This window comes from Pseudomonas sp. Irchel 3F3, assembly GCF_900187545.1.
Lineage (GTDB): Bacteria > Pseudomonadota > Gammaproteobacteria > Pseudomonadales > Pseudomonadaceae > Aquipseudomonas > Aquipseudomonas fortuita.
In genome coordinates this window covers 21,198-42,675 of the sequence record NZ_FYDS01000015.1, presented here as the reverse complement: position 1 = coordinate 42,675, position 21,478 = coordinate 21,198, and the positions used below count along the sequence as shown (strand labels likewise).

The 21,478-nt window shown below is 64.3% G+C and carries 18 protein-coding genes; 6 read left to right on the top strand and 12 right to left on the bottom strand.

What is annotated here, in order from left to right; all coding sequences use genetic code 11:
- Positions 1-97 precede the first annotated feature (97 nt).
- The 11 genes from CKW35_RS25250 to CKW35_RS25200 form a co-directional block, all read right to left on the bottom strand.
- Entirely contained in the window at positions 98-1,198 is a 1,101-nt protein-coding gene (locus tag CKW35_RS25250) for an LLM class flavin-dependent oxidoreductase (protein WP_095117122.1), read from the bottom strand.
- A 29-nt stretch (positions 1,199-1,227) separates the two neighbouring features.
- On the bottom strand, positions 1,228-2,562 hold the full coding sequence (locus CKW35_RS25245; protein ID WP_016486731.1) for an LLM class flavin-dependent oxidoreductase: 1,335 nt from the start codon (positions 2,560-2,562) through the stop codon (positions 1,228-1,230).
- A 330-nt stretch (positions 2,563-2,892) separates the two neighbouring features.
- On the bottom strand, positions 2,893-4,515 hold the full coding sequence (locus CKW35_RS25240) for an ABC transporter ATP-binding protein (RefSeq protein WP_095117120.1): 1,623 nt from the start codon (positions 4,513-4,515) through the stop codon (positions 2,893-2,895).
- The gene (locus tag CKW35_RS25235) at positions 4,512-5,402 is read right to left on the bottom strand and encodes an ABC transporter permease (RefSeq protein WP_016486733.1); all 891 of its coding nucleotides are present in this window, start codon (positions 5,400-5,402) and stop codon (positions 4,512-4,514) included. The genes CKW35_RS25240 and CKW35_RS25235 overlap by 4 nt, the downstream gene beginning before the upstream one ends.
- Positions 5,403-5,404: 2 nt before the next feature.
- The gene (locus tag CKW35_RS25230; RefSeq protein ID WP_016486734.1) at positions 5,405-6,355 is read right to left on the bottom strand and encodes an ABC transporter permease; all 951 of its coding nucleotides are present in this window, start codon (positions 6,353-6,355) and stop codon (positions 5,405-5,407) included.
- The gene (locus CKW35_RS25225) at positions 6,352-7,980 is read right to left on the bottom strand and encodes an ABC transporter substrate-binding protein (RefSeq protein ID WP_095117118.1); all 1,629 of its coding nucleotides are present in this window, start codon (positions 7,978-7,980) and stop codon (positions 6,352-6,354) included. Before CKW35_RS25225 ends, CKW35_RS25230 begins: the two co-directional genes overlap by 4 nt.
- A gap of 129 nt (positions 7,981-8,109) precedes the next feature.
- Positions 8,110-8,904: a class II aldolase/adducin family protein gene (locus tag CKW35_RS25220; RefSeq protein WP_060516406.1), complete on the bottom strand. Its 795-nt coding sequence runs from the start codon at positions 8,902-8,904 to the stop codon at positions 8,110-8,112.
- A gap of 23 nt (positions 8,905-8,927) precedes the next feature.
- Positions 8,928-9,872 (bottom strand): D-isomer specific 2-hydroxyacid dehydrogenase family protein, encoded by a 945-nt coding sequence (locus tag CKW35_RS25215; protein WP_095117116.1) that lies wholly within the window; start codon positions 9,870-9,872, stop codon positions 8,928-8,930.
- Positions 9,869-11,005 (bottom strand): acyl-CoA dehydrogenase family protein, encoded by a 1,137-nt coding sequence (locus CKW35_RS25210; protein ID WP_070086608.1) that lies wholly within the window; start codon positions 11,003-11,005, stop codon positions 9,869-9,871. Before CKW35_RS25210 ends, CKW35_RS25215 begins: the two co-directional genes overlap by 4 nt.
- Before the next feature lie 217 nt (positions 11,006-11,222).
- Positions 11,223-12,113, bottom strand: coding sequence for a LysR family transcriptional regulator (locus CKW35_RS25205; protein WP_016486739.1), 891 nt, complete (start codon positions 12,111-12,113; stop codon positions 11,223-11,225).
- A gap of 84 nt (positions 12,114-12,197) precedes the next feature.
- Positions 12,198-13,244: a LacI family DNA-binding transcriptional regulator gene (locus tag CKW35_RS25200; RefSeq protein ID WP_016486740.1), complete on the bottom strand. Its 1,047-nt coding sequence runs from the start codon at positions 13,242-13,244 to the stop codon at positions 12,198-12,200.
- Between the two features lie 260 nt (positions 13,245-13,504).
- Between CKW35_RS25200 and CKW35_RS25195 the strand changes: the two genes are divergently transcribed.
- From CKW35_RS25195 to CKW35_RS25180, 4 genes are all read left to right on the top strand, one after another.
- Positions 13,505-15,721, top strand: a complete 2,217-nt coding sequence (locus CKW35_RS25195) for a TonB-dependent receptor (RefSeq protein ID WP_095117114.1) — start codon at positions 13,505-13,507, stop codon at positions 15,719-15,721.
- Between the two features lie 152 nt (positions 15,722-15,873).
- Complete coding sequence (locus CKW35_RS25190; protein ID WP_060516399.1) at positions 15,874-17,208, top strand: LLM class flavin-dependent oxidoreductase; 1,335 nt, start codon at positions 15,874-15,876, stop codon at positions 17,206-17,208.
- The gene (mgrA, locus tag CKW35_RS25185) at positions 17,205-18,248 is read left to right on the top strand and encodes an L-glyceraldehyde 3-phosphate reductase (protein ID WP_016486743.1); all 1,044 of its coding nucleotides are present in this window, start codon (positions 17,205-17,207) and stop codon (positions 18,246-18,248) included. Before CKW35_RS25190 ends, mgrA begins: the two co-directional genes overlap by 4 nt.
- Before the next feature lie 3 nt (positions 18,249-18,251).
- On the top strand, positions 18,252-19,181 hold the full coding sequence (locus tag CKW35_RS25180; RefSeq protein ID WP_095117112.1) for an aliphatic sulfonate ABC transporter substrate-binding protein: 930 nt from the start codon (positions 18,252-18,254) through the stop codon (positions 19,179-19,181).
- 122 nt (positions 19,182-19,303) lie between these two features.
- Here the strand turns inward: CKW35_RS25180 and CKW35_RS25175 are convergent, their stop codons facing one another.
- A complete protein-coding gene (locus CKW35_RS25175; protein WP_016486745.1) occupies positions 19,304-19,783 on the bottom strand; it encodes a GNAT family N-acetyltransferase in 480 nt (159 codons plus the stop codon).
- A 124-nt stretch (positions 19,784-19,907) separates the two neighbouring features.
- Here CKW35_RS25175 and CKW35_RS25170 point away from each other — a divergent pair, with 124 nt between their 5' ends.
- Together CKW35_RS25170 and CKW35_RS25165 are read left to right on the top strand one after the other, a co-directional pair.
- Positions 19,908-20,537, top strand: coding sequence for a LysE family translocator (locus CKW35_RS25170; protein WP_016486746.1), 630 nt, complete (start codon positions 19,908-19,910; stop codon positions 20,535-20,537).
- A 21-nt stretch (positions 20,538-20,558) separates the two neighbouring features.
- Positions 20,559-21,431, top strand: coding sequence for an alpha/beta fold hydrolase (locus tag CKW35_RS25165; protein ID WP_095117110.1), 873 nt, complete (start codon positions 20,559-20,561; stop codon positions 21,429-21,431).
- Positions 21,432-21,478 lie beyond the last annotated feature (47 nt).

The following is a 21,478-nucleotide window of genomic DNA, read 5'->3' as shown; positions in this document are numbered from 1 at the left end:
GGAATTGCACAGGCCTTGAGGTCAGTGATTTTCCTGTGGGAGCGGGCTCGTCGAGGCGTCGAACCGCCGCGAAGAGGCCGGTGCTGCGAGTCGGGATCTAGGCTGTGCGGGTGCTGCGTCCAGCCTCATGCTGTTCTACCAACGCCCGAATACGGGGAATGAGGTCCTGCCCGTATTCCACCGCATCGCGCAGTTGGTCGAACCCACGGAACAGGAAGGTAGTCACCCCCAGTTCGTAGTAGGCCAGTGCGGCCTCGGCCACCTGGTCTGCAGTGCCTACCAGCGAGGTGGAGTTACCTGCACCGCCGCCCAACGCAGCAATCTCGGTCCACAGCCGGGTGTCATGCACCTTGCGCTGGCTGGCCAGCTGCACCAGGCGTTCGGAGCCGGCGTTGCTCTTTCCGAAGTTTTTCTCGCGGCGATTGCCCTGGCGGATACCGATGCGCGCTTGGGCATCGGCCAGAATACGTTCGGCGCGGGCCCAGGCTTCTGCCTCGGTACCGCCCAGAATCGGTCGCAACGATAGGCTGAAGCGGATGTGCTTCTCGCGCCCGTAGCGGGCGGCGGCCTTGCGCACCTTGGCGATGCGCTCGCGCACCTGCTCCAGCGGTTCGCCCCACATCATGTAGACGTCGGCGTGCTTGGCGGCCACTTCGACCGCGGCGTCTGACGCACCGGAGAAGTAGATGGGCAAATGCTGTACCGGTTTGACCAAGGTCAGGTTGTCTTCAACGCGGTAGTGGATGCCCTGGTGGTCGAAAGGCTCCTGGCGGGTCCAGGTGTCGCGCAGTACCTGCAGGTATTCATCCGTGCGGGCATAACGGGCATCCTTGTCGAGGAAGTCGCCATCGCGCTGCAGGTCGCCGCTGTCGCCCCCGGTGATGACATTGATCGAGGCTCGGCCACGGCTCAGCTGGTCGAGGGTGGCGAACTGGCGGGCAGCGAAGGTTGGCGCCTGGAAGCCCGGGCGGTGGGCGACCAGCAGGCCGATGCGCTCGGTCAGTGCTGCCACGTAGCTGGCCAGGATCATAGAGTCCGGCGCACTGGTGTTGACCGCCAGCAATGCCTTGTCGAAGCCGCCATATTCCTGGGCCTGGGAGAAGGCCTTGATGAACGCCAGATCAACCAGCGGGCCACGGGGTGCCTGGGATTCGCTGCTTTCCTGCGGGCCGATGAGGCCGATGAACTCGAGGCTCATGAAACAAAACTCCTTGTCTGGGGGGGGGCTCAGGCAAGCGCTGCCTGGTTGCGGCGTAGGGTGTTGCGGTTTTCTGGCACGTCGAGGCCAAAATGGCTGCGCAGGGTTGTACCGCTGTACTCACGGCGAACCAGGCCACGGGCTTGCAGCAGCGGCACCACGTGTTCGGTGAAGTACTGCAGGCCGTCAGGTAGCAATGAGTTGATGATGAAGCCGTCGGCAGCCCCGTTTTCAAACCAGTGCTGCAAGGCATCGGCAACCTGCTCCGGGGTGCCGACGAAGTCCCTGCGCGGGCGCGAAAAGCGCAGTGCCAGTTCGCGCAGGCTCAGGCTTTCATCCCGGGCCAGCTGCTTGAGCTGGTCCGAGGTGCCTTTGTGGCTGTCGTTGCCCAGGGTGCCGAGATCGGGGAAGGGCGCATCCAGATCATGTTGGCTGAAGTCGTAGTCGTTGAAGGGGCGGCCCAGGGCAACCAGGGCATCTTCGATGCTCACCAGGTCGACGGCCTGCTGGTAGCGCTGCTCGACCTCCTCGACATTGCGGCCGACGATGGGGCGGATGCCGGGCAGGATGAACAGTGCGTCCGGGGCGCGGCCATGGCGTGCGGCTCGCTGTTTGAGGTCCTGGTAATAGGCGTGGGCGTCGTCGAACGATTCCGGGCTGACAAAGATGGCGTCGGCGTTCTGCGCCGCGAAGTTGCGGCCGTCTTCCGATACGCCTGCCTGGAAGATCAGCGGCTGGCCCTGGGGCGAGCGCTGGATGTTCAACGGGCCTTTGACCTTGAAGAACTCACCTTGGTGGCCAAGGGTGTGCAACTTGGCCGGGTCGAAGAACTGGCCGCTGTGCTTGTTGCGGGTAAAGGCGTCGTCTTCCCATGAGTCCCACAGCCCCTTGACCACATCCACATGCTCACGTGCAATCCGGTAACGCACGGCATGCGGCGGGTGTTCAGCCTTGCCGAAGTTGTCAGCGGTGCCGGAAAGCCAGGAGGTCACCACGTTCCAGCCTGCGCGCCCGCCGCTGATCAGGTCCAGCGAAGCGAATTGGCGAGCTACCTGGAACGGCTCGGTGTAGCTGACCGTGACCGTGGCCACCAGGCCGATGTGCTCGGTCACCGCCGCCAGTGCCGAAAGGATGGTCAGCGGCTCGAAACGGTTGAGGTAGTGCGGGCTGGAGCGGGCGTGAATGTGCAGGCTGTCGGCGATGAAGGCGAAGTCGAACTTTGCCGCCTCGGCCAGCTTTGCCTGCTGTTTGTAGAAGCCGAAATTGACGCTGGCATCGGCCAGCGCCTGTGGGTGGCGCCATTCGCCCCAGCCGTGGCCGACGCCATGGATCATGGCGCCCAGGCGGATTTGTCGTTTGCTCATCGGAGTACCTGTGGGTTGTGTTGCAAATGGAATGGGGACAGTCATGCGTCACCTGGCCCGTGGGCGAAGATGAAGCAGGGGTGCGGGTGAGAGAGGTGGCATGCGTGCAAGGCTCCTGGGGTGGTCGTGGTGGACGGCCTCCGCCAGGAAAGGGGTCGGTCTGGAGTGACCTTAGCGGGTGTGGGGCGGGGTTGTGAAAGGCTTTGTTGTTCTATGCTAATTATGAAAAACAAAAATAACAGCAGTGCTTAATGATGCTTGATATGCATTTTGAGTTTGAGGCTGACCTGAGATTGCTGGGGGCGCAAAGCGCCCCCGAGGCCTTCAAACTCAAGCTGCAACAGTGACCAACCGCCCAGGCACGGCAGCAATCAACTCTCGCGTGTAATCACTCGTCGGCCTGTCGAACACCTGCGCCACCGTCCCGCGCTCCACCACCTGCCCCTGGCGCAGCACCAGCACTTGGTCAGCCATGCTCGCTACCACCGCCAGGTCATGCGATACCAGCACATAAGCCATGCCCAGCTCCCGTTGCAGCTCATCCAGCAGTGCCAGAATCTGTGCCTGTACCGATACATCCAGCGCACTTACTGGCTCGTCGAGCAGCAACAGTTCTGGCTGTAGTGCCAGCGCCCGGGCGATGGCCACCCGCTGCCGCTGGCCGCCGGACAGTTCGCGGGGCAGGCGGTCAAGGTAATGCAGAGGCAGGTGCACGCGTTCGATCAGTTCGCGTGCGCGCTGCTCCAGTGCCGCACCTTTGAGCAGGCCAAACGCCACCAGCGGCTCGACGATGCTGTCGAACACCGTGAAACGCGGGTCGAGGGCGGCGAAGGGGTTTTGCTGGACCAGCTGCATGCGTCGGCGCAAGGGGCGGAACTGGCGCCAGCCGTGGCCGGTGACGTCCTGTTGGTCGAACAGCACACGGCCCTGGCTGGGCGCCTCCAGGCCAAGGGCGATGCGCAGGGTGGTGCTCTTGCCCGAACCGGATTCACCGACGATGGCCAGCGTTTGCCCCGGGTGAACCTGCAAGTCCAGGCCCTGCAACGCGACAAAGCCGTTGTTCTGGCCTTTTACCTTGGGCAACGCGAACGTTTTGCCAACCCCCTGCAGGCTAAGGATCGGCTTTGCGCCCGGCGGCGGTTGCCGGGGCTGGCGACGGGCACTGAATGCCGGCGCGGCATTGAGCAGGGCGCGGGTGTACGGGTGCTGCGGTGCCTTCAGGATCTGCGCAGGTGAGCCGTGTTCCACCAGCTCGCCCTGTTTCATCACCAGCAGGCGGTTTGCGCGGTCGGTGGCCATGCCCAGGTCGTGGGTGATGATCAGCAATGAGATGCCACGCTCGGCCACCAGCCGCTGCAAATGATCGAGGATTTTGCGTTGCACGGTCACGTCCAGCGCGCTGGTGGGTTCATCGGCGATGATCAGGCGTGGGTTGCCGGCCAGGGCGATGGCAATCAGCACCCGCTGGCGCATGCCGCCAGACAGCTCGTGCGGGTACTGGCGGGCGCGCAGGGCCGGGTTGTCCAGGCCAACCTGGGCGAGGAGTGCCAGCACATCGGCATCCACGCTGCGCGAGCGGACGCCTTGGGCCAGCACCAGAGCCTCACCAATCTGCTGCCCGATGCGCAGGGTGGGGTTCAGGCTGACCATCGGGTCTTGCGGTACCAGGCCCACCGTACGCCCACGCAGCTGGCGCTTCTGCCGCTCGCTGGCGCGCACCACATCCAGCCCGTCAACCCACAGCTGGCCGCTGTCGATGCGCGCCGTGCCTGGTAGCAGGCCGAGCAGGCCGTTTGCCAAGGTCGACTTACCCGAACCTGACTCGCCGACAATGGCCACCGTTTCGCCCTGGCCCAGGCTGAAGGTAAGGTGCTTGACGGCTTGCGTGGTCTGGCCAGAGGCGTGATAACGGATGCTGAGGTCGCGTACCACAAGCAAAGGCTGGTTGTTCATTGTGGGTGTTCCTCAAAGCTGCGGGCAAGGTGGTTGAGGCTGAACACCACGGCGACTACGAACAGGCCGGGCAGCAGCGACACCCAGGGTGCGGTGATCAGGAAGTGCCGGCCGTTGGCAATCAAGGTGCCCCATTCCGCCGCTGGCGGTGCTGCACCAAAACCGAGGAAGCTCAGGCCGGCAGTGGCCAGGATGGCGGCGCCGAAGTCCAAGGTGGCCAGCACGGCCACAGGCCCCCAGGCATTGGGCAGCACATGCCGCAGCAAGGTGCGGCGCCAGCTGGCGCCACCCAGGCGTGCGGCCTCGACATAGGGCAGGGTCTTGACCCGCAGCACTTCGCCGCGGGTGGTGCGGGCAAAGCCGGGGATGATGCCGACGCCGACGGCGATCGCCACCGGCACCGTGCCAAAACCGATAGCGGTAACGATGGCCAGGGCCAGCAGCAGGCCGGGCAGGGCCAACAGTACATCGACCAGGCGCATGAGGGCGGCATCCAGACGCCCGCCGGCAAACCCGGCGAGTACGCCCAGGCTCAAGCCGCCTGCCAGGGCAATGCCAACTGCCAGCAATGCCGCCTGCACCGACAGGCTGGCGCCATACACCACGCGGGTATACAGGTCACGGCCCAGCTCGTCGGTGCCGAACCAGTGGACGGCGTCAGGGGCCCGTAGCTTGTCGACCGGCGACGTGGCGTAAGGGTCGAAACTGGTCAGCCAGTGCGGCGCCAGTGCCGCCAGCAGGGCGAACAGCACCACCAGGAGCGCCAGGCTGAAGCCCGGGCGCGCCAGCAAAGGGGCGAGCGCCTGGCCCAAGCGTTGCAGGCGTGTGCGGCGCTTCCAGGTGGCTGACGGTGGGGCAGCACACAGGAGGTGAGTATCGGCGGTCATGGTCAGGTCACCTTCGTGGCATGGGCGATTCGGGGGTCAAGGTACGGGTAGAGCAGGTCGACGATCAGGTTCACCAGCACGAAGGCTGCCGCCGATACCGCCACAATCGCCAGCACCACCGGAATGTCCTGGCGCAGCACAGCTTCCTGGGCCAAACGGCCAACGCCGTTGCGCGAAAAGATGGTTTCGACCAGTACGGCCCCGGACACCGTGTTGCCCACCTGCAAACCGACCAGGGTCAGAATTGGCAGGGCAGCATTGCGCAGGCCGTGTCGTGCCTGCACTTGCGCACGGCTCAGGCCTTTGGCGAATGCGGTGGCGATGTAGGGCTCCTGCCACACACCCTGGAAACCGCGTTGCAACACTTGCGCGTACACCGCAGCACTGGGGATGGCCAGCGTCACCGCCGGCAGTACCAGGCTGGCAAACCCCTGGCTGCCGGTGGCCGGGAACCAGCCCAGGCCAAAGGCGAACACCTGGATCAGTAGCAGCCCCATCCAGAACACCGGTACCGAAAAACCCAGTGACGGCAAGCGTGACAGCGCCACCTTCAGCGGTTGCCATTGCAGGTAGGCGGTGAGGTAGGCCAGGCCGATGCCGCCAAGCAACGACAGCGCGATGGCAAAGCCAGCCAGGGCCAGGGTTTGCGGCAGGCGCTCGGCCAGCAGCGCGGTCACTGGGCGGTTCAGTGACAACGACTGGCCCAGGTCACCGTGCAGTGCCCGCCATAGCAGGTCGAAATACTGCTCGAAAATGCCCTTGTCCAGGCCGTAGTAGGCGCGTGCCTTCGCCAGGTCCTCGGGCGACAGGCCATCGGCTTCCATACCCGAGGCGCTGAGCATGATCGCCAGGGTGTCACCAGGCAGCAGATAGAGAATGAAGTAGGTGATGGTGTAGGCGCCCCACAGCACCAGCAGCGCCTGGCCGATGCGGCCGATCAGGTAGCGGTTCATGGCTGCGCGACCTGGATATCACTGAGGAAGGCAAAACCTTCGGCGGTCCAGCGGAAGTCCTTGACCCGAGGTGCGGTGGCGGCTTGCCACACGCGTTCGTACAGCGGGAACGCCGAGGCTTCGTCAACCAGCAGGTCTTGCAGCTGGCCATAGGCCTGTGCGCGTTGTTCGTCGTGGGTGGCGGTAATGCCGTTGTCGAACAAGGTTTGTGCCTGGGCCAGTGCGTGTGGCTCGTAAGTATTGGTGGCCAAGGTGGCACTGCTGGCGGCGCGCGGGTCGAGGATGGTCTGCAGGATGATCGGATCGGCGCGGGTCATGTAGGTGGAGGTGAGGTCGTAGTTGCCCGAAGCGTTGCCGGCCACCCATTCGGCACGGGTCAGCACGTTCAGCTTGAGGTCGATGCCAACCTTGCGCAGTTGGTCCTGCACCAGCACATCACCGGCGCTTTCGGCAGGGGTGAGGTTGTAGCGCAGGGTCAGGCGTTTGCCGTCCTTGTGCCGGTAGCCGTCATCGCCCTTGCGCCAGCCGGCGGCATCCAGCAGGCGCTCGGCGCCCTGCGGGTCGTAGGCCAGTTTGCTGGTCTGTGGTTTGAAGTACGGCGTGGTCACGTCGTACACGCCGGTCACCACTGGGAATTCGGCGTTGTAGACGGTGTGCGCATAGCTGGTGCGGTCGATGGCCTTCTGCAAGGCCAGGCGCACCTGGCGGTCACCCAGCAGGCGGCCGTTGCGGGTGTTGGGGTAAAGGTTGAGCGCCGGGCCTGGCAACGAGCGGCTCTGGATGGCCGCACCCTTTGCCTGGAACAACTTCAGGTCAACCTCGGAGAACGGGTTACGTGGCCAGAGGATGTCAGCCTTGCCTTGCAGGAACAGGCCGTTGCGCACGCTTTCTTCGGGGATATAGCTGATCTCCACGCGGTCCAGGTGGGCGGCGCCAGGGTTTTTGACGTTGGCCGAGGCCCAGGCATAGTCCGTTCGCTTGACCAGGCGTGCGCCGACTTCCGGGGTGTAGTGTTCGAGGATGAACGGGCCGGTGCCGATGATTTTGCCCAATGAACGCTCCTGGGCACTGAGCGCGTAGGAGGCCGGGGCGAGAATGGCCAGGTTGGTGGTGGATGTGGCCTGCAGGAAGCCGGCGTTGGGCCGTGAAAGCACCAGGCGGACGGTGAACGGGTCGACCACTTCGGCATGGTCGAAGCCGGCCAGGTAGGTGGCGCCGAATGTGGCGGGCAGTTGTTCAGCGAAGGCCTTGTTGCTGTCGAAGGCCGTTTTCACGGCTTGGGCGTCGAAGCGCTCGCCGTTGCTGAAGGAGACGTCCTGGCGCAGGTGGAAGGTGTACTGCAGCGCGTCGTCGCTGACCTCCCAGCTGCTGGCCAGCCAAGGGATGATGCGGCCTGTGGCCGGGTCCTGGTCAGTGAGCGATTCGGCGACGTTGCGCAGCAGTACGCGGTGCTCCAGCCAGTAGACCTGGAACGGGTCGACGCTGACCAGCGTGGTGTTGTCGCCCCAGAAGGCGATGTTAAGGGTTTTGCTGGTGGCATCTTCGCTGGAGGGGGAGCAGGCGGCGAGCGTGAAGGCCAGGGTGGCGCAGGCCAGCAGGCTTCTGGCCAGGTGTAATGGGGGCATTGGGTGATCCTTAAATGGGGTATGAGGTGTTTGTTCGGGCCCTATCGCCGGCAAGCCAGCTCCCACAGGATCACCACAGGCCTCAATCCAGTGGGGTTCTTGTGGGGGCTGGAGGCCACAGAAAACCTGTCAGTCCTGGTAATCCAGCCCCTCCCGGTCCAGCTGCCGGATCAGCGCATCCCAGTGCCGCTGGATCCCTTCACCCAACCCGTCGGAAAACCGCTTGGACTGCTCATGCACCTTGGCAATCGCCGCCGGCGCAGCATGCAGCAACTGGTCATTGCCTCCGGCCTGCGCCGCTACCTGGATGTTGCAGGCCCGCTCCAGCCCGTGCAGTTCACGGAAGGCATGCTCCACGCTGACACCCCCGGTCAGCAGGCCATGGTTGCGCAGGATGAGGATGTTGCTGTCGCCCAGGTTGGCCACCAGCCGCTGCTGCTCGTCCAGGTCCAGGGCGACGCCTTCGTAGTCGTGGTAAGCCACCCGGCTGTAGTACGCCAGGGCGTGCTGCGAGATCGGCAGCAGGCCGTCGCGCTGCGCTGACACCGCCGCGCCATCGCGGGTGTGGGTGTGCAGCACGGCCTTGAGGTCCTGCCGGGCGCGGTGGATCGCGCTGTGAATCACATAGCCCGCCTGGTTGATGCCCAGGCCCAGCGGGTCGTCGATGATGGTGCCGTCCACGTCGACTTTCACCAGGTTGGACGCGGTGATCTCGTCGAACAGCAGGCCAAAGGCATTGATCAGAAAATGCTCGTCGGGCCCCGGCACGCGTGCCGAAAAGTGGGTGTAGATGTGGTCTGTCCAGCGGAACAGCGCGGCCAGGCGGTAGGCGGCGGCCAGTTTGACCCGCACCTCCCACTCTTCGGCGCTGACCCGTTGGCGTACGGTGTTTTCCTGGGCGATGACGACAGACAGTGCAGTCATGGTGTTCTCCAATAAGTGTGGGTTCAGTAGCCGCGCTGGGTGTCGACCAGGTTGTGCAGCGGTGCCTGTTCGCGGTAACGGGCGAAGTTGTCGAGAAACGCATCGAGCAGGGCCGGGTAACCGTCCTCGGAAATCGCCGAGGTGTGCGGTGACAGAAACACCCGAGGATGCTGGTACAGCGGGTGGCCCGCCGGCAGTGGTTCCGGATCGGTGACATCAAGGCTGGCGCGGCCGATCAGGCCGCTTTCCAGGGCTTCGAGCAGGGCATGCTGGTCCAGCAGCCCGCCACGGGCGATGTTGATCAGGTGCAGCCCGGGCTTGGCCTGGGCCAGCACCTGACGGTCGATCAGGCCGTGGGTGGCGGGGGTGAGCGGGGCGGCGATGACCAGGTGATCGCTGCTGGCAAAAAGTTGCTGCAGGTTGTCGACGCGCTGCACGCCCGGCATCTGGGCAATGGGCTGGCCTGGGCGGTTCAGCGCCAGTACTGACATGCCCAGCGCCACCGCCTTGCGTGCCAGGCTCTGGCCGATGCTGCCGAAGCCGAAGATGCCCAAGGTGCGACCACGCACGGGGGCCAGCGGGGTCAGGCGCCAGTCGGCGTCCTTGACCCACAGGCCTGGCAACTGCTTGGCCGCAGCAAACACCAGGCCCAGGGCGAATTCGGCCACCTGCTCGGCATTGGCGCCGCGGCCACTGGTGACCGGCGGGCCCTGAAACACCCAGCCAGGGTAGAAGTCGATGCCCGAGGACACCACCTGCACCCAGCGCAACGACCACGGCCAGCCCGCTGGAGGGTTGTCCACGCGGTTACCGCGTACATTGATCGGGCGCACGATGAACACGTCGGCAGGAACGTCCAGATGCAACTGGCCCGGGGCGATATCGATCACCTCATGGTCGGGCAACCGTTCGCGCAGGTACTGGTTGGCCGGTGCGTCCAGCTGGCTGGCGATGATCGAATGGCTCATGCTGCCACCTCTGCCAAGGCGGCGCGGCCGACATGGCCGAGTACCACGTCATCCTGAGGGGTGTGGATGCGGCTGCACAGCACATCACGGTAGTGCCGCTCCAGCGGGTTGCGCCGCGACAGGCCAGGGTTGCCGGCAGCCTCGATGGCCAGTTCCACGGCCTGGATGGCGTTGCGGCTGACCAGGTGCTTGAGCTGCCCGGCGTGGCGCGGATCGACCTGCCCGGTCACGGCCGCGTTCAACAGGCTCTGGTTGGCGAACAGCAGGGTGTCGATACGCCCGACCACGTCCTGGAAACGCGGCAGGCTGGCCAGCGGTGCGCCGAGGTTGGACGGCGCCCGCTGGTTCAGGAACTGCACCAGCCAGTCGCGTGCGGCCTGGGCCACCCCGTCGTACAGCGCAGGCAGCAACACTGCCATCCACAGCAGGCCGGTGCTGTCGAGCTCGGCGCGCGGTGCGCTGGCCGGGCTGACGCTGACGGCATGATCGAGCGGGATCAGCACCTCGTCGAACTGCACTTCATGGCTGCAGGTGGCGCGCATGCCCAGGTGGTCCCAGTCTTCGACGATGCGGATGCCCGGGGTGTCCTTGCGCACCAGGAAACCGCCCACCAGTGGGTCCTGGTCGTCGCTGCGGGCCCATACCAGGTACCAGGTCAGGCCGTGGCTGCCGGTGGAGTAGATCTTGCGCCCGGACAACCGCCAGCCCTCGGCGGTGCGCCGGGCGACGGTGGCCGGCAGGCCGCCGCGGGCGGGCGTGCCCAGTTCGGGTTCGACGCGAAACGCGTTGATCAGCGCGCCGTCGGCCACCGCGTCGCGGGCCACTTGCAGGCGCAGGTGCTCGGGCCAGCGGTCTTCGTCCTGCAGGCGAAAGTGCTGCAGATACTGCATTACGAGGATCAGTGCGGTGGACGGGCAACCTTTGCCGACAGCGGCGACTACCTGGCGCGCACTGGCCAGGTCGGCGCCACCGCCGCCCAAATGGCGCGGCACGGTGAAACCCAGCAGGCCGTGACGCTGCAGCAGGTCGAAGTTATCGGCGGGGAACTGGCCGCTGCGGTCGTAGCGTTCGGCGTTGGCGGCCAGGGCCTGGGTGAGTTCGGCAAGCGCGCTGGCAGAAGGGGGGTGACTCATGGGTATTCATCCCTGGAACACGTTGGTTTCTAAGACCGTATTCGTATGGATGAGCGCTGTAAAAGTCTTTTTGGTTCTATGCTAATTATTAGTTGTAAGAATTACTTTTGGATCAAGTTATGCGTGTTGGTTATTTTATTGCGATTGAGTTGCCAAGGGCTGCTGCGCAGCCCAATCGCGACGCAAGGCCGCTCCCGCAAGCGCTTGCGCTTTCGGCTCACCCGCAGAGTTGCTGCCCTGCCACCCGGCCAAACTGCTCAACCGGCTCCTGCAGGTTGCCCAGGTAGCGCGGGTGGAACAACCACAAATCCACCTGCGGCTTGAAATCCGTCACATTGACCACGTCCAGTGCATCGCGGTGGCGGCTGTTCTGCAACAAGGGCTCGGGCACCAGCCCAAGCCCTTGCCCATTGGCCACCAGCCCGAGCTGCAGCTCGGTGCCGAAGGTCTCCAGGTTGATCGACAGTCTCAGCCCCTGTTCGCTCAGGGCGCGCTGCAGCCCGGCGCGAAAGCCGCAACCATCGGGGTTGAGTACCCACCCACGGGTGTAGCAGTCCTTGAGTTTGAGGCTGCGCTTGCCGACAGTGCCCTTGGCCGCCACCACGCGCAGCGGCATGCGTGCGATCGACTGGCTGGCGATGCCCTCGGGGAAGATCTTGCCGGGCGGGAACAGTGCCGCGGCGCCATCCAGCTCGCCGTTTTCCATGCGTGCGATCAGGCTGCTGCCCCAGCCACTGGTGACCTGGGTGCGCAGGTCGGGATAGGTTTCACGAATTTGTGCCAAGGCATCGAGCAGCACCACATCGCCAAGGGTTTGCGGCACGCCCAGGCGCAGGGTCCCGGACGGGGCACCGTCGTTGGCCACCAGTTCACGCAGCGAGTCGATCTCACGCAAGATCGCCTTGCACTGCTCGTACACCCGCAGGCCCATGGGGGTCGGCTTCAGCGGCTTGGTGTTGCGGTCGAGCAGGGTGGCGCCCAGGTCTTCCTCGAAGTTTTGCACCCGGCGGGTGATGGCCGGCTGGGTCAGTTGCAGGGCCTCGGCGGCGAGGTTGGTCGACTGGCAACGGATGACCGCCACGAAGGCGTCCATGTCATCGATTTTCATATTCGGCGCTCACATATTGGGGCGGTGGGACATACCGTAGGAGAATAATCCTCAATGGCCGGGTTGTCACAGCGCCTGTGCATCTCACGCGCTCTCGCGGGCAATCAACTCACACGCCAACAGGTTAAGCCGTTGCACCTCACCCTCACACGCTACCACCCCCAGGTGCTGCAGCACCCGCAACGCCGCCAGTTCGCCAATTGCCCGCGAGGGCGGGCGCAGGGTGGTCAGGCTGGGCAACAGCATGTCGGCAAAGGGGTAGTCGCCAAAGCCGACGATGGCCATGTCTTCGGGCAGGCGCAAACCGGCGCGCTGGCCCGCCAGGAGGGCGCCGGCAGCCAGGTTGTCATTGGCGAAGATGATCGCTTCGGGCCGTGGCTGGCGACGAATCAATGCTTCCATTGCCTGCTTGCCCGCCTCGAACGGTGCGCAGTCGGTTGAGGGCACGAACACCCAAGGCTCCAGCCCGGCTTCATGCAATGCCGCAATATAGCCATCGCGCCGCTCCAGCGCACTCAGGTCGCCGGCCGCACTGTTTTGCACGAAGGCAATGCGCCGGTGGCCCTTGTCCAGCAGGTAGCGGCAGGCCTGCACGCCTACCTGGTGATGAAGGAAACCCACTTGCAAGGGCGCCCGCTCAGGGCGGTAGTCCCAGATTTCCACGACGGGCACGTCTGCGTCGGCCAGCATCTTTTCCGTGGCCGGGCTGTGGAAATGGCTGGTCACCACCAACGCTGCCGGCGACCAGCCGAGAAAGGCCCGTACTGCGCTTTCTTCTTGCGCTTCGCTGAAATAACTGGAGGCCAGCAATAACTGGTAGCCGTGGCTGCTGAGGGTGTCGCTGAACGCCTGGATAGTCTGGGCGAAGATCGGTCCGGAGATATTCGGGATCACCATGCCGACAATGCGCCCACGGGCCGAGGCCAGCCCACCAGCGACCAGGTTGGGCACATAGCCCAGCGCCTGCACGGCGGCTTCGATACGCTCGCGTAAAGGCGGCGAAACCTGGTCTGGCTGGTTGAAGTAGCGCGACACGCTGATGGCCGAAACCTCAGCGGCCCGTGCCACCTCGGCGAGGGTGACACGGCCTGCGCCACGGCGCTTGCGGGGGGGATCCTTGGCCTGGCTCACCGGGCTGCCTCCTGGGGAAATGGCGCGATGGTAGCGCTAACGGGAAGTGGCTTGGCAAATAGCTTTATTGCATATCAATCTGACTTTTAAGTATTTGACGTGCTAAGCAACGCCCTCTGATACTTGCCCATGTTAGCGCTAACAAGCGCAGCTGTTGGCAACCGCCTGCCACTCGCACGAGCGAGACCAGACAACCACAGCAACTTCGTGTCGGCCCCGTCAGATGGGGCCTGGTCTGGTTTCCCGAGGCAGTGAGCACCATGCACAAAAGCCGTACACCGTTCCCCGCTACGCAACGTCGGCCATTGGCCGCAGCCATCTTGCTGGCCGCTTTTGGCCAAGGTGCCCAAGCAGCCGAACCGGCCAAAGCGGGGGTTGCGCAGGCCGCTGCATTAGGCGCGGTCACCGTCACCGCCACGCGCCGCGAAGCCACGCTGCAGGAAGTGCCGGTGGCGGTGTCGGTTATCGATGGCGAACAGCTGGAGCGCGACAACCGCAACAACGTTGCCAGCATCGTCCAGCAGGTGCCTACCCTCAATTACCGCGCCGGCGCCTCGAACAAGGACACCTCGCTGTTCATCCGTGGCGTGGGCACCATTTCTACCTCGCCCGGCGTCGAGCCCACCGTGGCGACGGTGGTCGATGGCGTGGTGTTCGGCCGCCCGGGGCAGTCGACCCTCGACCTGCTCGACCTCGAACGCATCGAGGTATTGCGCGGGCCACAGGGCACCCTGTTTGGCAAGAACGCCTCGGCGGGTGTACTCAACGTGGTCAGTAAGGCCGTCCCCGAACAGACCCAGGGCTATGTGGACTATTCGCACTTTGGCGCTGGCGACGAGAACCGCCTGCGTTTTGGGATTGGCGGGCGTCTGAGCGAGCAGTTCAAGGGTTCGTTGAGCACCTTGTGGGGCGACTACGATGGCAATGTCGAGAACGTTGCCAATGGCCACGACGTCAATGGCTATGCACGCAAAGGCGCCCGCGGCAAGCTGGAGTTCGAGCCCAACGAAGACGTGCGCCTGACCCTGATCGCCGACTACATGAAGGGCGAGGACACATTGCCCAGCGGCGTCATCACCAGCGCCAGTGCCGCATTTGCCAGCCAGTTGCGCCCGGTGACGCCAAGTGCCCACAACCGCGACATCAACAGCGACTTCAAGACCCACGTCGAGGACGAGAACCAGGGGCTTTCGGCGCAACTGGACTGGCAGCTGGGCGACTACACCCTGACGTCGATCAGCGCCTGGCGGGGCTGGGACAACACCCAGTACCAGGACGGCGACCGGCGTGCCTTGCTGCCGGTCACGGCGTCCCATGACAAGGGCACGGTGGACTATGACCAGTACAGCCAGGAGTTTCGCCTGACCTCGCCCAAAGGGCAGTTCAACGAATATGTGCTGGGCGCCTTCTACATGCATGGCACGTCCAACGAGACCTACCAGCGCCTGTCGGTCAATGGCGGCGTGGCCAACCGTGGCCGCGCCGACTATTCCACCACCAACGACAGTGTCGCGCTGTTCGGTGAAAACACCTTCAACTTCACCGATGACCTGCGTGCCATTTTCGGCCTGCGCTGGACCCACGACGACCTTGAGTACGATCATCGCCGCGTCTCCACCTCGGCCAGCGCAGTGACCGGTATCCAGCCTTCGACCGCAAGCGCTGGCTCGGTTGACGAGGACGGCTGGAGCGGAAGGACCGGCCTGCAATATGATTTCAATGACAACCTGACCGGTTATGTCACGTACTCGCGCGGCTACAAAGGGCCGGCCTATAACGTGTTCTTCAACATGCAGCCGCGCGACACCGAGGCACTCAAGCCCGAAACGTCGGATGCGTACGAAATCGGCTTGAAAAGCACGGCGCTGGATAATCGCCTGACCGCCAACCTGGCCGTATTCCACACCGACTACGACAACTACCAGGCCAACTTCTTCGACACCGTGGCCAACCAGGTGGTAACCCGCCTGGTCAACGCCGGCAAGGTCAAGACCCAGGGTGTGGAGCTGGATGCCAGCTTCCAGGCCACCTCGCGGCTGAAGCTGTCGACAGCCGTGGCCTACACCAAGGCCCGTGTCGATCACTTCAATTGCCCGGCGGGTGCGGCGGCCAACTGCAACATCGATGGCGGTCGCCTGCCGTTCACGCCCGACTGGAAGACCTACCTGCGCGCCGATTACGTGATCCCGCTGGACAACGGCCTGGATGTGGAGCTGAGCAGCGATTACAGCTGGCAGGACGCCGTGCAGTTCAGCCTCGACCAGAACCCGGACACCGTGCAGGGCGCCTATGGCATCTGGAACGCCAGCATTGCCCTGGCCGATTACAACGACGGCTGGCGCGTAGCCCTGTTGGGCAAGAACCTGGGCGACAAATCGTATGCGCAGATGCTGGCCAGTGGCGGCGACTACATCTACCGCTCAGTACCGCGGGATGACGGGCGCTACTTCGGTGTGCAACTGCGCAAGGATTTCTGAGTGGCGGCCGGTGGCCTGTACCGGCCTCATCGCCGGCAAGCCAGCGCCCACAGGTACAGCGCAGCCTGAACGAATTGCGTGCTCCCTGTGGGAGCCGGCTTGCCGGCGATGGGCCGCAAAGCGGCCCCAATCGAGATTTCAAGGAGAACAACATGCCCCGCCAAATGAATCTGGGCGCCTTCCTCATGGCTACCGGTCACCACGTGGCCGCCTGGCGCCACCCGGACGTACCGGCCGACCCGCTGGATTTCGCCACCTACAAGCGCACCGCACAAATCGCGGAAGCCGCGTGCTTCGATGCCTTGTTCGTCGCCGACAGCGTCGCCGCGCCCAGCGACCCGGTGGCCAGCCACAGTGCCCGCTCGGTGTACTTCGAACCACTGACCCTGTTGTCGGCGCTGAGTGCAGTCACCGAACGCATCGGCCTGATCGCCACAGCCACCACCAGTTACAACGAGCCATACCATGTGGCACGCAAGTTCGCCTCGCTGGATCACCTGTCCGCAGGCCGTGCCGGCTGGAACCTGGTCACCTCCGACGCTGCCGCCGAGGCCGGCAACTTTGGCCGCCAGACGCACATCCCACATGCCGAGCGTTACGCCCGCGCCCGCGAATTCCAGCAGGTGGTGCAAGGGCTTTGGGACAGCTGGGCCGATGATGCGTTCGTGCGCGACAAGGCCAGTGGCCTGTTCCACCACCCGCAGGCGGTGCGTACCCTTGACCATGTGGGCGAGCACTTTCGCGTCAAAGGCCCACTCAATGTGGCCCGCTCCCCACAGGGGCGACCTGTGCTGGTGCAGGCTGGCTCGTCCGAAACCGGCCGCGAGCTGGCTGCACAAAGCGCCGAGGTGGTGTTCACCGCCCAGCCGAGCCTGGCCCGGGCACAAGCTTTTTACGCCGACCTCAAGGGCCGGCTGGCGCGTCATGGGCGGGATGAGCAATCGCTGAAGATCATGCCCGGCGTGTTCGTGGTGGTGGGGCAAAGCCAGGCGCAGGCCGAGGACAAGTACGAACAGTTCCAGGCGCTGGTCGACCCGCGGGTCGGCGTTGGCCTACTCGGGCGCATGCTCGGTAACTTCGACCTCTCCGGCTACCCGCTGGACAGCCCGCTGCCAGCGTTGCCGCCTACCGAAGATGGCCAGCGCAGCCGCCAGCAACTGCTGACCGAACTGGCCGGTAACGAACAGCTGACCCTGGCCCAGCTGGGCCGGCGCATCGCCGGTGGGCGAGGGCACTACAGCCTGGTCGGCACCCCGACGCAGATCGCCGATGAGCTGCAAGCCTGGTTCGAAGGCGGCGGCGCCGATGGCTTCAACGTGCTGGTGCCGCACCTGCCCCTGGGCCTGGAAGACTTCGCTGTGCAGGTGGTGCCCGAGTTGCAGCGGCGCGGCCTGTTCCGCCGTCAGTACCAGGGCCACACCCTGCGCGAGCACCTGGGCCTGCAGCGCCCAGCCAACCCTTACTTTGCCGAACGAGGCCAACCATGAGCTACACCGCCAACCCCGAGCGCTATGCGCGCATGCCTTACCGTCGTGTCGGTCGCAGCGGCCTGGTGCTGCCGGCCCTGTCCCTGGGCCTGTGGCACAACTTTGGCGATGCCACGCCCATCACCACCCAGCGCGCCTTGCTGCACACGGCGTTCGATGCCGGTATCAACCATTTCGACCTGGCCAACAACTACGGCCCGCCCTATGGCAGTGCCGAGACCAACTTCGGCCGGCTGCTGCGCGAGGACCTGCGCAGCTACCGTGACGAGCTGATCATTTCCAGCAAGGCCGGCTGGGACATGTGGCCGGGACCGTATGGGCAGGGCGGCAGCTCGCGCAAATACCTGATCGCCAGCCTGGACCAGAGCCTGGCGCGCCTGGGCCTGGATTACGTTGACATCTTCTATTCGCACCGTTTCGACGCCGATACCCCGCTGGAAGAAACGGCCATCGCACTGGCCGATATCGTGCGCCAGGGCAAGGCGCTGTACATCGGCATTTCGTCCTACTCGGCCGGAAAGACCGCTGAAATTGCGGCGTTGCTGCAAGCCCTGAAGGTACCACTGCTGATCCACCAGCCGTCGTACAACCTGTTCAACCGCTGGATCGAACGGGACCTGCTCGACACCACCGATGCCTTGGGTGCCGGGGTGATTGTATTCACTGCCCTGGCCCAGGGCCTGCTCAGCGACAAATACCTCAACGGCATCCCGACCGACGCCCGGGTGAACCGTGCGGGTGGTGGCTCGCTGTTGCCCCAGCACTTGTCGCAAGCCAACATCGCCCGCGCACGCGCCCTGAACGACATTGCCCGCCAGCGTGGCCAGAGCCTGGCCCAACTGGCACTTGCCTGGACACTGCGCGACCCAAGGGTGAGCTCTGCGCTGATTGGTGCCAGCCGGCCCGAGCAGATCACCGAGAACGTGGCCGCGCTCGACAACCTGGCCTTCACGGCCGAAGAACTGGCCGCCATCGACCAGTACGCTGTGGAAGGCGGGATCAACTTGTGGGAAAAACCCTCGACCGACTGGAAGGAATGACCCATGCGCTTACTACGCTTTGCCATGCTGCTGATGCTGGCCTTGGCCGGCGCGGCCCAGGCCGCAGACCCGGCCACCTTGCGTATTGGCTATCAGAAGGGCTCGATCAGCCTGGTGCTGGCAAAGCAGCATCGGCTGCTGGAGCAACGCTTTGCCAGCACCCGCGTGCAATGGATCGAGTTTCCCGCGGGCCCGCAGATGCTTGAAGCGTTGAACATCGGCAGCCTTGATATTGGCTCTACCGGTGATATTCCGCCGATCTTCGCCCAGGCCGCCGGCGCCGACCTGCTGTACCTGGGGGCCGAGCCGCCCAAGCCGCAGGCTGAAGTGATCCTGGTGCCGAAAGACAGCCCGATCAGGGCAGTAGGGGAGCTCAAGGGCAAGCGTATTGCCCTGCAGAAGGGTTCCAGCGCCCACAACCTGCTATTGCGTGCCTTGGCCAAGGCCGGGCTGAGCATTGGTGATGTTCAGCCAGTGTGGCTGGCGCCTGCCGATGCCCGGGCGGCATTCGAGCGGGGCAGCGTGGATGCCTGGGCAATCTGGGACCCGTTCTACTCCGCCATCGACCTGGAGGGTAAGGCGCGTCTGCTGGCCGACGGCCAAGGGTTGGGGCTGATTGGGCCGTTCATGCTGGGTGCACGCACCTATGTCGAAGCCAATGGCGCCTTTGTCGGGCAATTGCTGGACGAAATCAGCCGGGCCGAGGCACTTACCCGCAGCGACGAGGCTGGGAGCATCCACGTGCTGGCACAGTTCATGGGTTTGCCAGAAGCGGTGGTGCAGCGCAGTTTCAGCCACCGGCCGGCGTCACCCGTGCTGCCGGTGAGTGATGAGATCGTGGCGGCGCAGCAGCGTACGGCACAGTTGTTCTTCGACAACAAGGTACTGCCCAAGCGGGTCGACATTGCCGGGGCAGTGTGGCGGCGGCAGTAACTTTACCTGTCCGGGCCCTATCGCCGGCAAGCCAGCCCCCACAGGATTAGCAGTGCCCTAAAGGGTTATACAGTACCTGTGGGAGCTGGCTTGCCGGCGATAGGGCCGCATCAGCAAGCGTGTCACCCGCGGGCGAATGCCGCCAGCTTCTCGCCATCCAGCCGGTAGCGGACCCACTCATCCTGCGCCTCGGCCCCCAGCTTCTGATAGAAGCCGATCGCCGGCTCGTTCCAGTCCAGCACGCTCCATTCCAGGCGCCCGCAATTGTTCGCCACCGCCTCGCGGGCAATATGTCGCAGCAGTTGCCGGCCAGCACCGTCGCCACGCTGTTCAGGCGTGACATACAGGTCTTCCAGATAAATACCGTTGCGCCCGAGCCAGGTCGAGTAGCTGTAGAAGTACACCGCAAAACCGACTGCCCGGCCATCGCGTTCGCACATCAGGCTACGCACTGTGCTGCCCTCGTCGAACAGGCTGTGCTCGATGTCGGCCAGGGTGGCGACCACCTCGTGGCGGGCACGTTCATACTCGGCCAGCTCGGTAATGAAGGCCAGGATCTGCTCGGCATCGGTGCGAACGGCTGGGCGAATGGTGAGGCTCATGGTGACGGCTTCCTTGATCCGGGTTAGGGGTACAGTGATGTGTATCTGAATAATTTAATATAACTGTATCGGTCGCTAGAGAGGGCGACTCCGTTAGTGTGACAGCACCTATAACGAAAGTGGAATGCCCGCCATGCTTGCCTCTGCCGACCTGTTGATCGCTTTCGTGCTGTTTGCCTTTGTATCGTCCATCACTCCCGGCCCCAACAACACCATGTTACTGGCCTCGGGGGTGAACTTCGGCGTGCGTCGTTCGGTCCCTCATGCCCTGGGTATCAGCATCGGTTTCATGGTCATGGTGCTGGCCGTGGGCTTGGGCCTGGGTGAAGTGTTCAAGGCCTGGCCGCCGCTGTACACGGCGCTGCGCTATACCGGCGCCGCCTACCTGCTGTATCTGGCCTGGAAAATAGCCACTTCCGGGCCAGTCGGCACGGCCTCCTCGAGCGCCCGAAAGCCGCTGGGGTTCTGGGGCGCAGCGGCGTTCCAGTGGGTCAACCCCAAGGCCTGGGTCATGGCGGTGGGTGCGATTACCACCTACACACCGGCGCAAGGCTATGTGACCAACGTGATCGTCATCGCCGCCTTGTTTGCCTTGGTCAACCTGCCTAGCGTCGGTGTGTGGGTAATGTTCGGCAGCGCCCTGCGCAACGTATTGCAGAATCCGCGCTGGCTGATGCTGTTCAATGTCCTGATGGCCTTGTTGCTGGTGATTTCACTCTACCCGCTGCTGTTTGTAGAATCGGCGTTTTCTTAGCCCCGCGAGTGAAGCAAGCCGATGCAGTTGATACCCTGGTCCCACGAATGCGCCGAAGGTTTCACCCTGCGTGGCTGGCGAACACCTGTCAGTGGCAAGCCGTTGCTGCATTTTTTGCACGGCAATGGCTTCTGTTGCCTGGCCTACCAACCGTTGCTGATGCGTCTGGGCGAACATTTCGACCTGTGGCTTTGCGACGTTCAGGGGCATGGCGACAGTGACCATGGTGGGGTGTTTCGGGGGTGGAACCGTACTGCCGAGCTGGCAGTGGAAGCCTTTCAGGCCGGGCGTGGCGAGTACGGCGATGTGCCGCGGTTTGCCGTGGGGCACAGCTTTGGCGGCGTGCTTACGGGCCTGATCCTGGCCGCTGAACCTGAGCTGTTCGAGCGTGCGGTGTTGCTAGACCCCGTGTTGTTCAGTCGTCGCATGCTGGGTGTGATGGGCGCAGCAGCACTGGTTGGCCTGCACCAGCGTCATGCATTGGCACGCAAGGCCGCCAGCCGCCGCAGCCACTGGCCTGATCGCGAGGCAGCGCTAGCCTTGCTGCAAGGGCGGGGCATCTTCAAGGGCTGGACCCATGCAGCGCTGCAGGCTTATGTCGAACACGCCATCGGCGATTGTGGCGATGCAGTGGTGCTCAAGTGCCGGCCCAGCCGGGAAGTGGAAATCTTCAGTTCATTCCCCAAACGCATGTGGGCGCGCCTTGCAGCGATCAGCGCGCCGACACGGATTCTGTATGGCGAACAGACGTATCCCTTCGTGCCACATTCGGTGAACCGCCTGGCCACGCTCAACCGGCATGTAACCGCCCGGCAAGTTGCCGGTGGGCACTGTTTCATGCAGGAAGACCCGGCCATGGCGGCCGAGCAGGTACTCGCTTTCTTGCCGGGCTGACTGTTCCATAGGTAGAACGATGTATGCCGAATAACCCGTCTACCGCC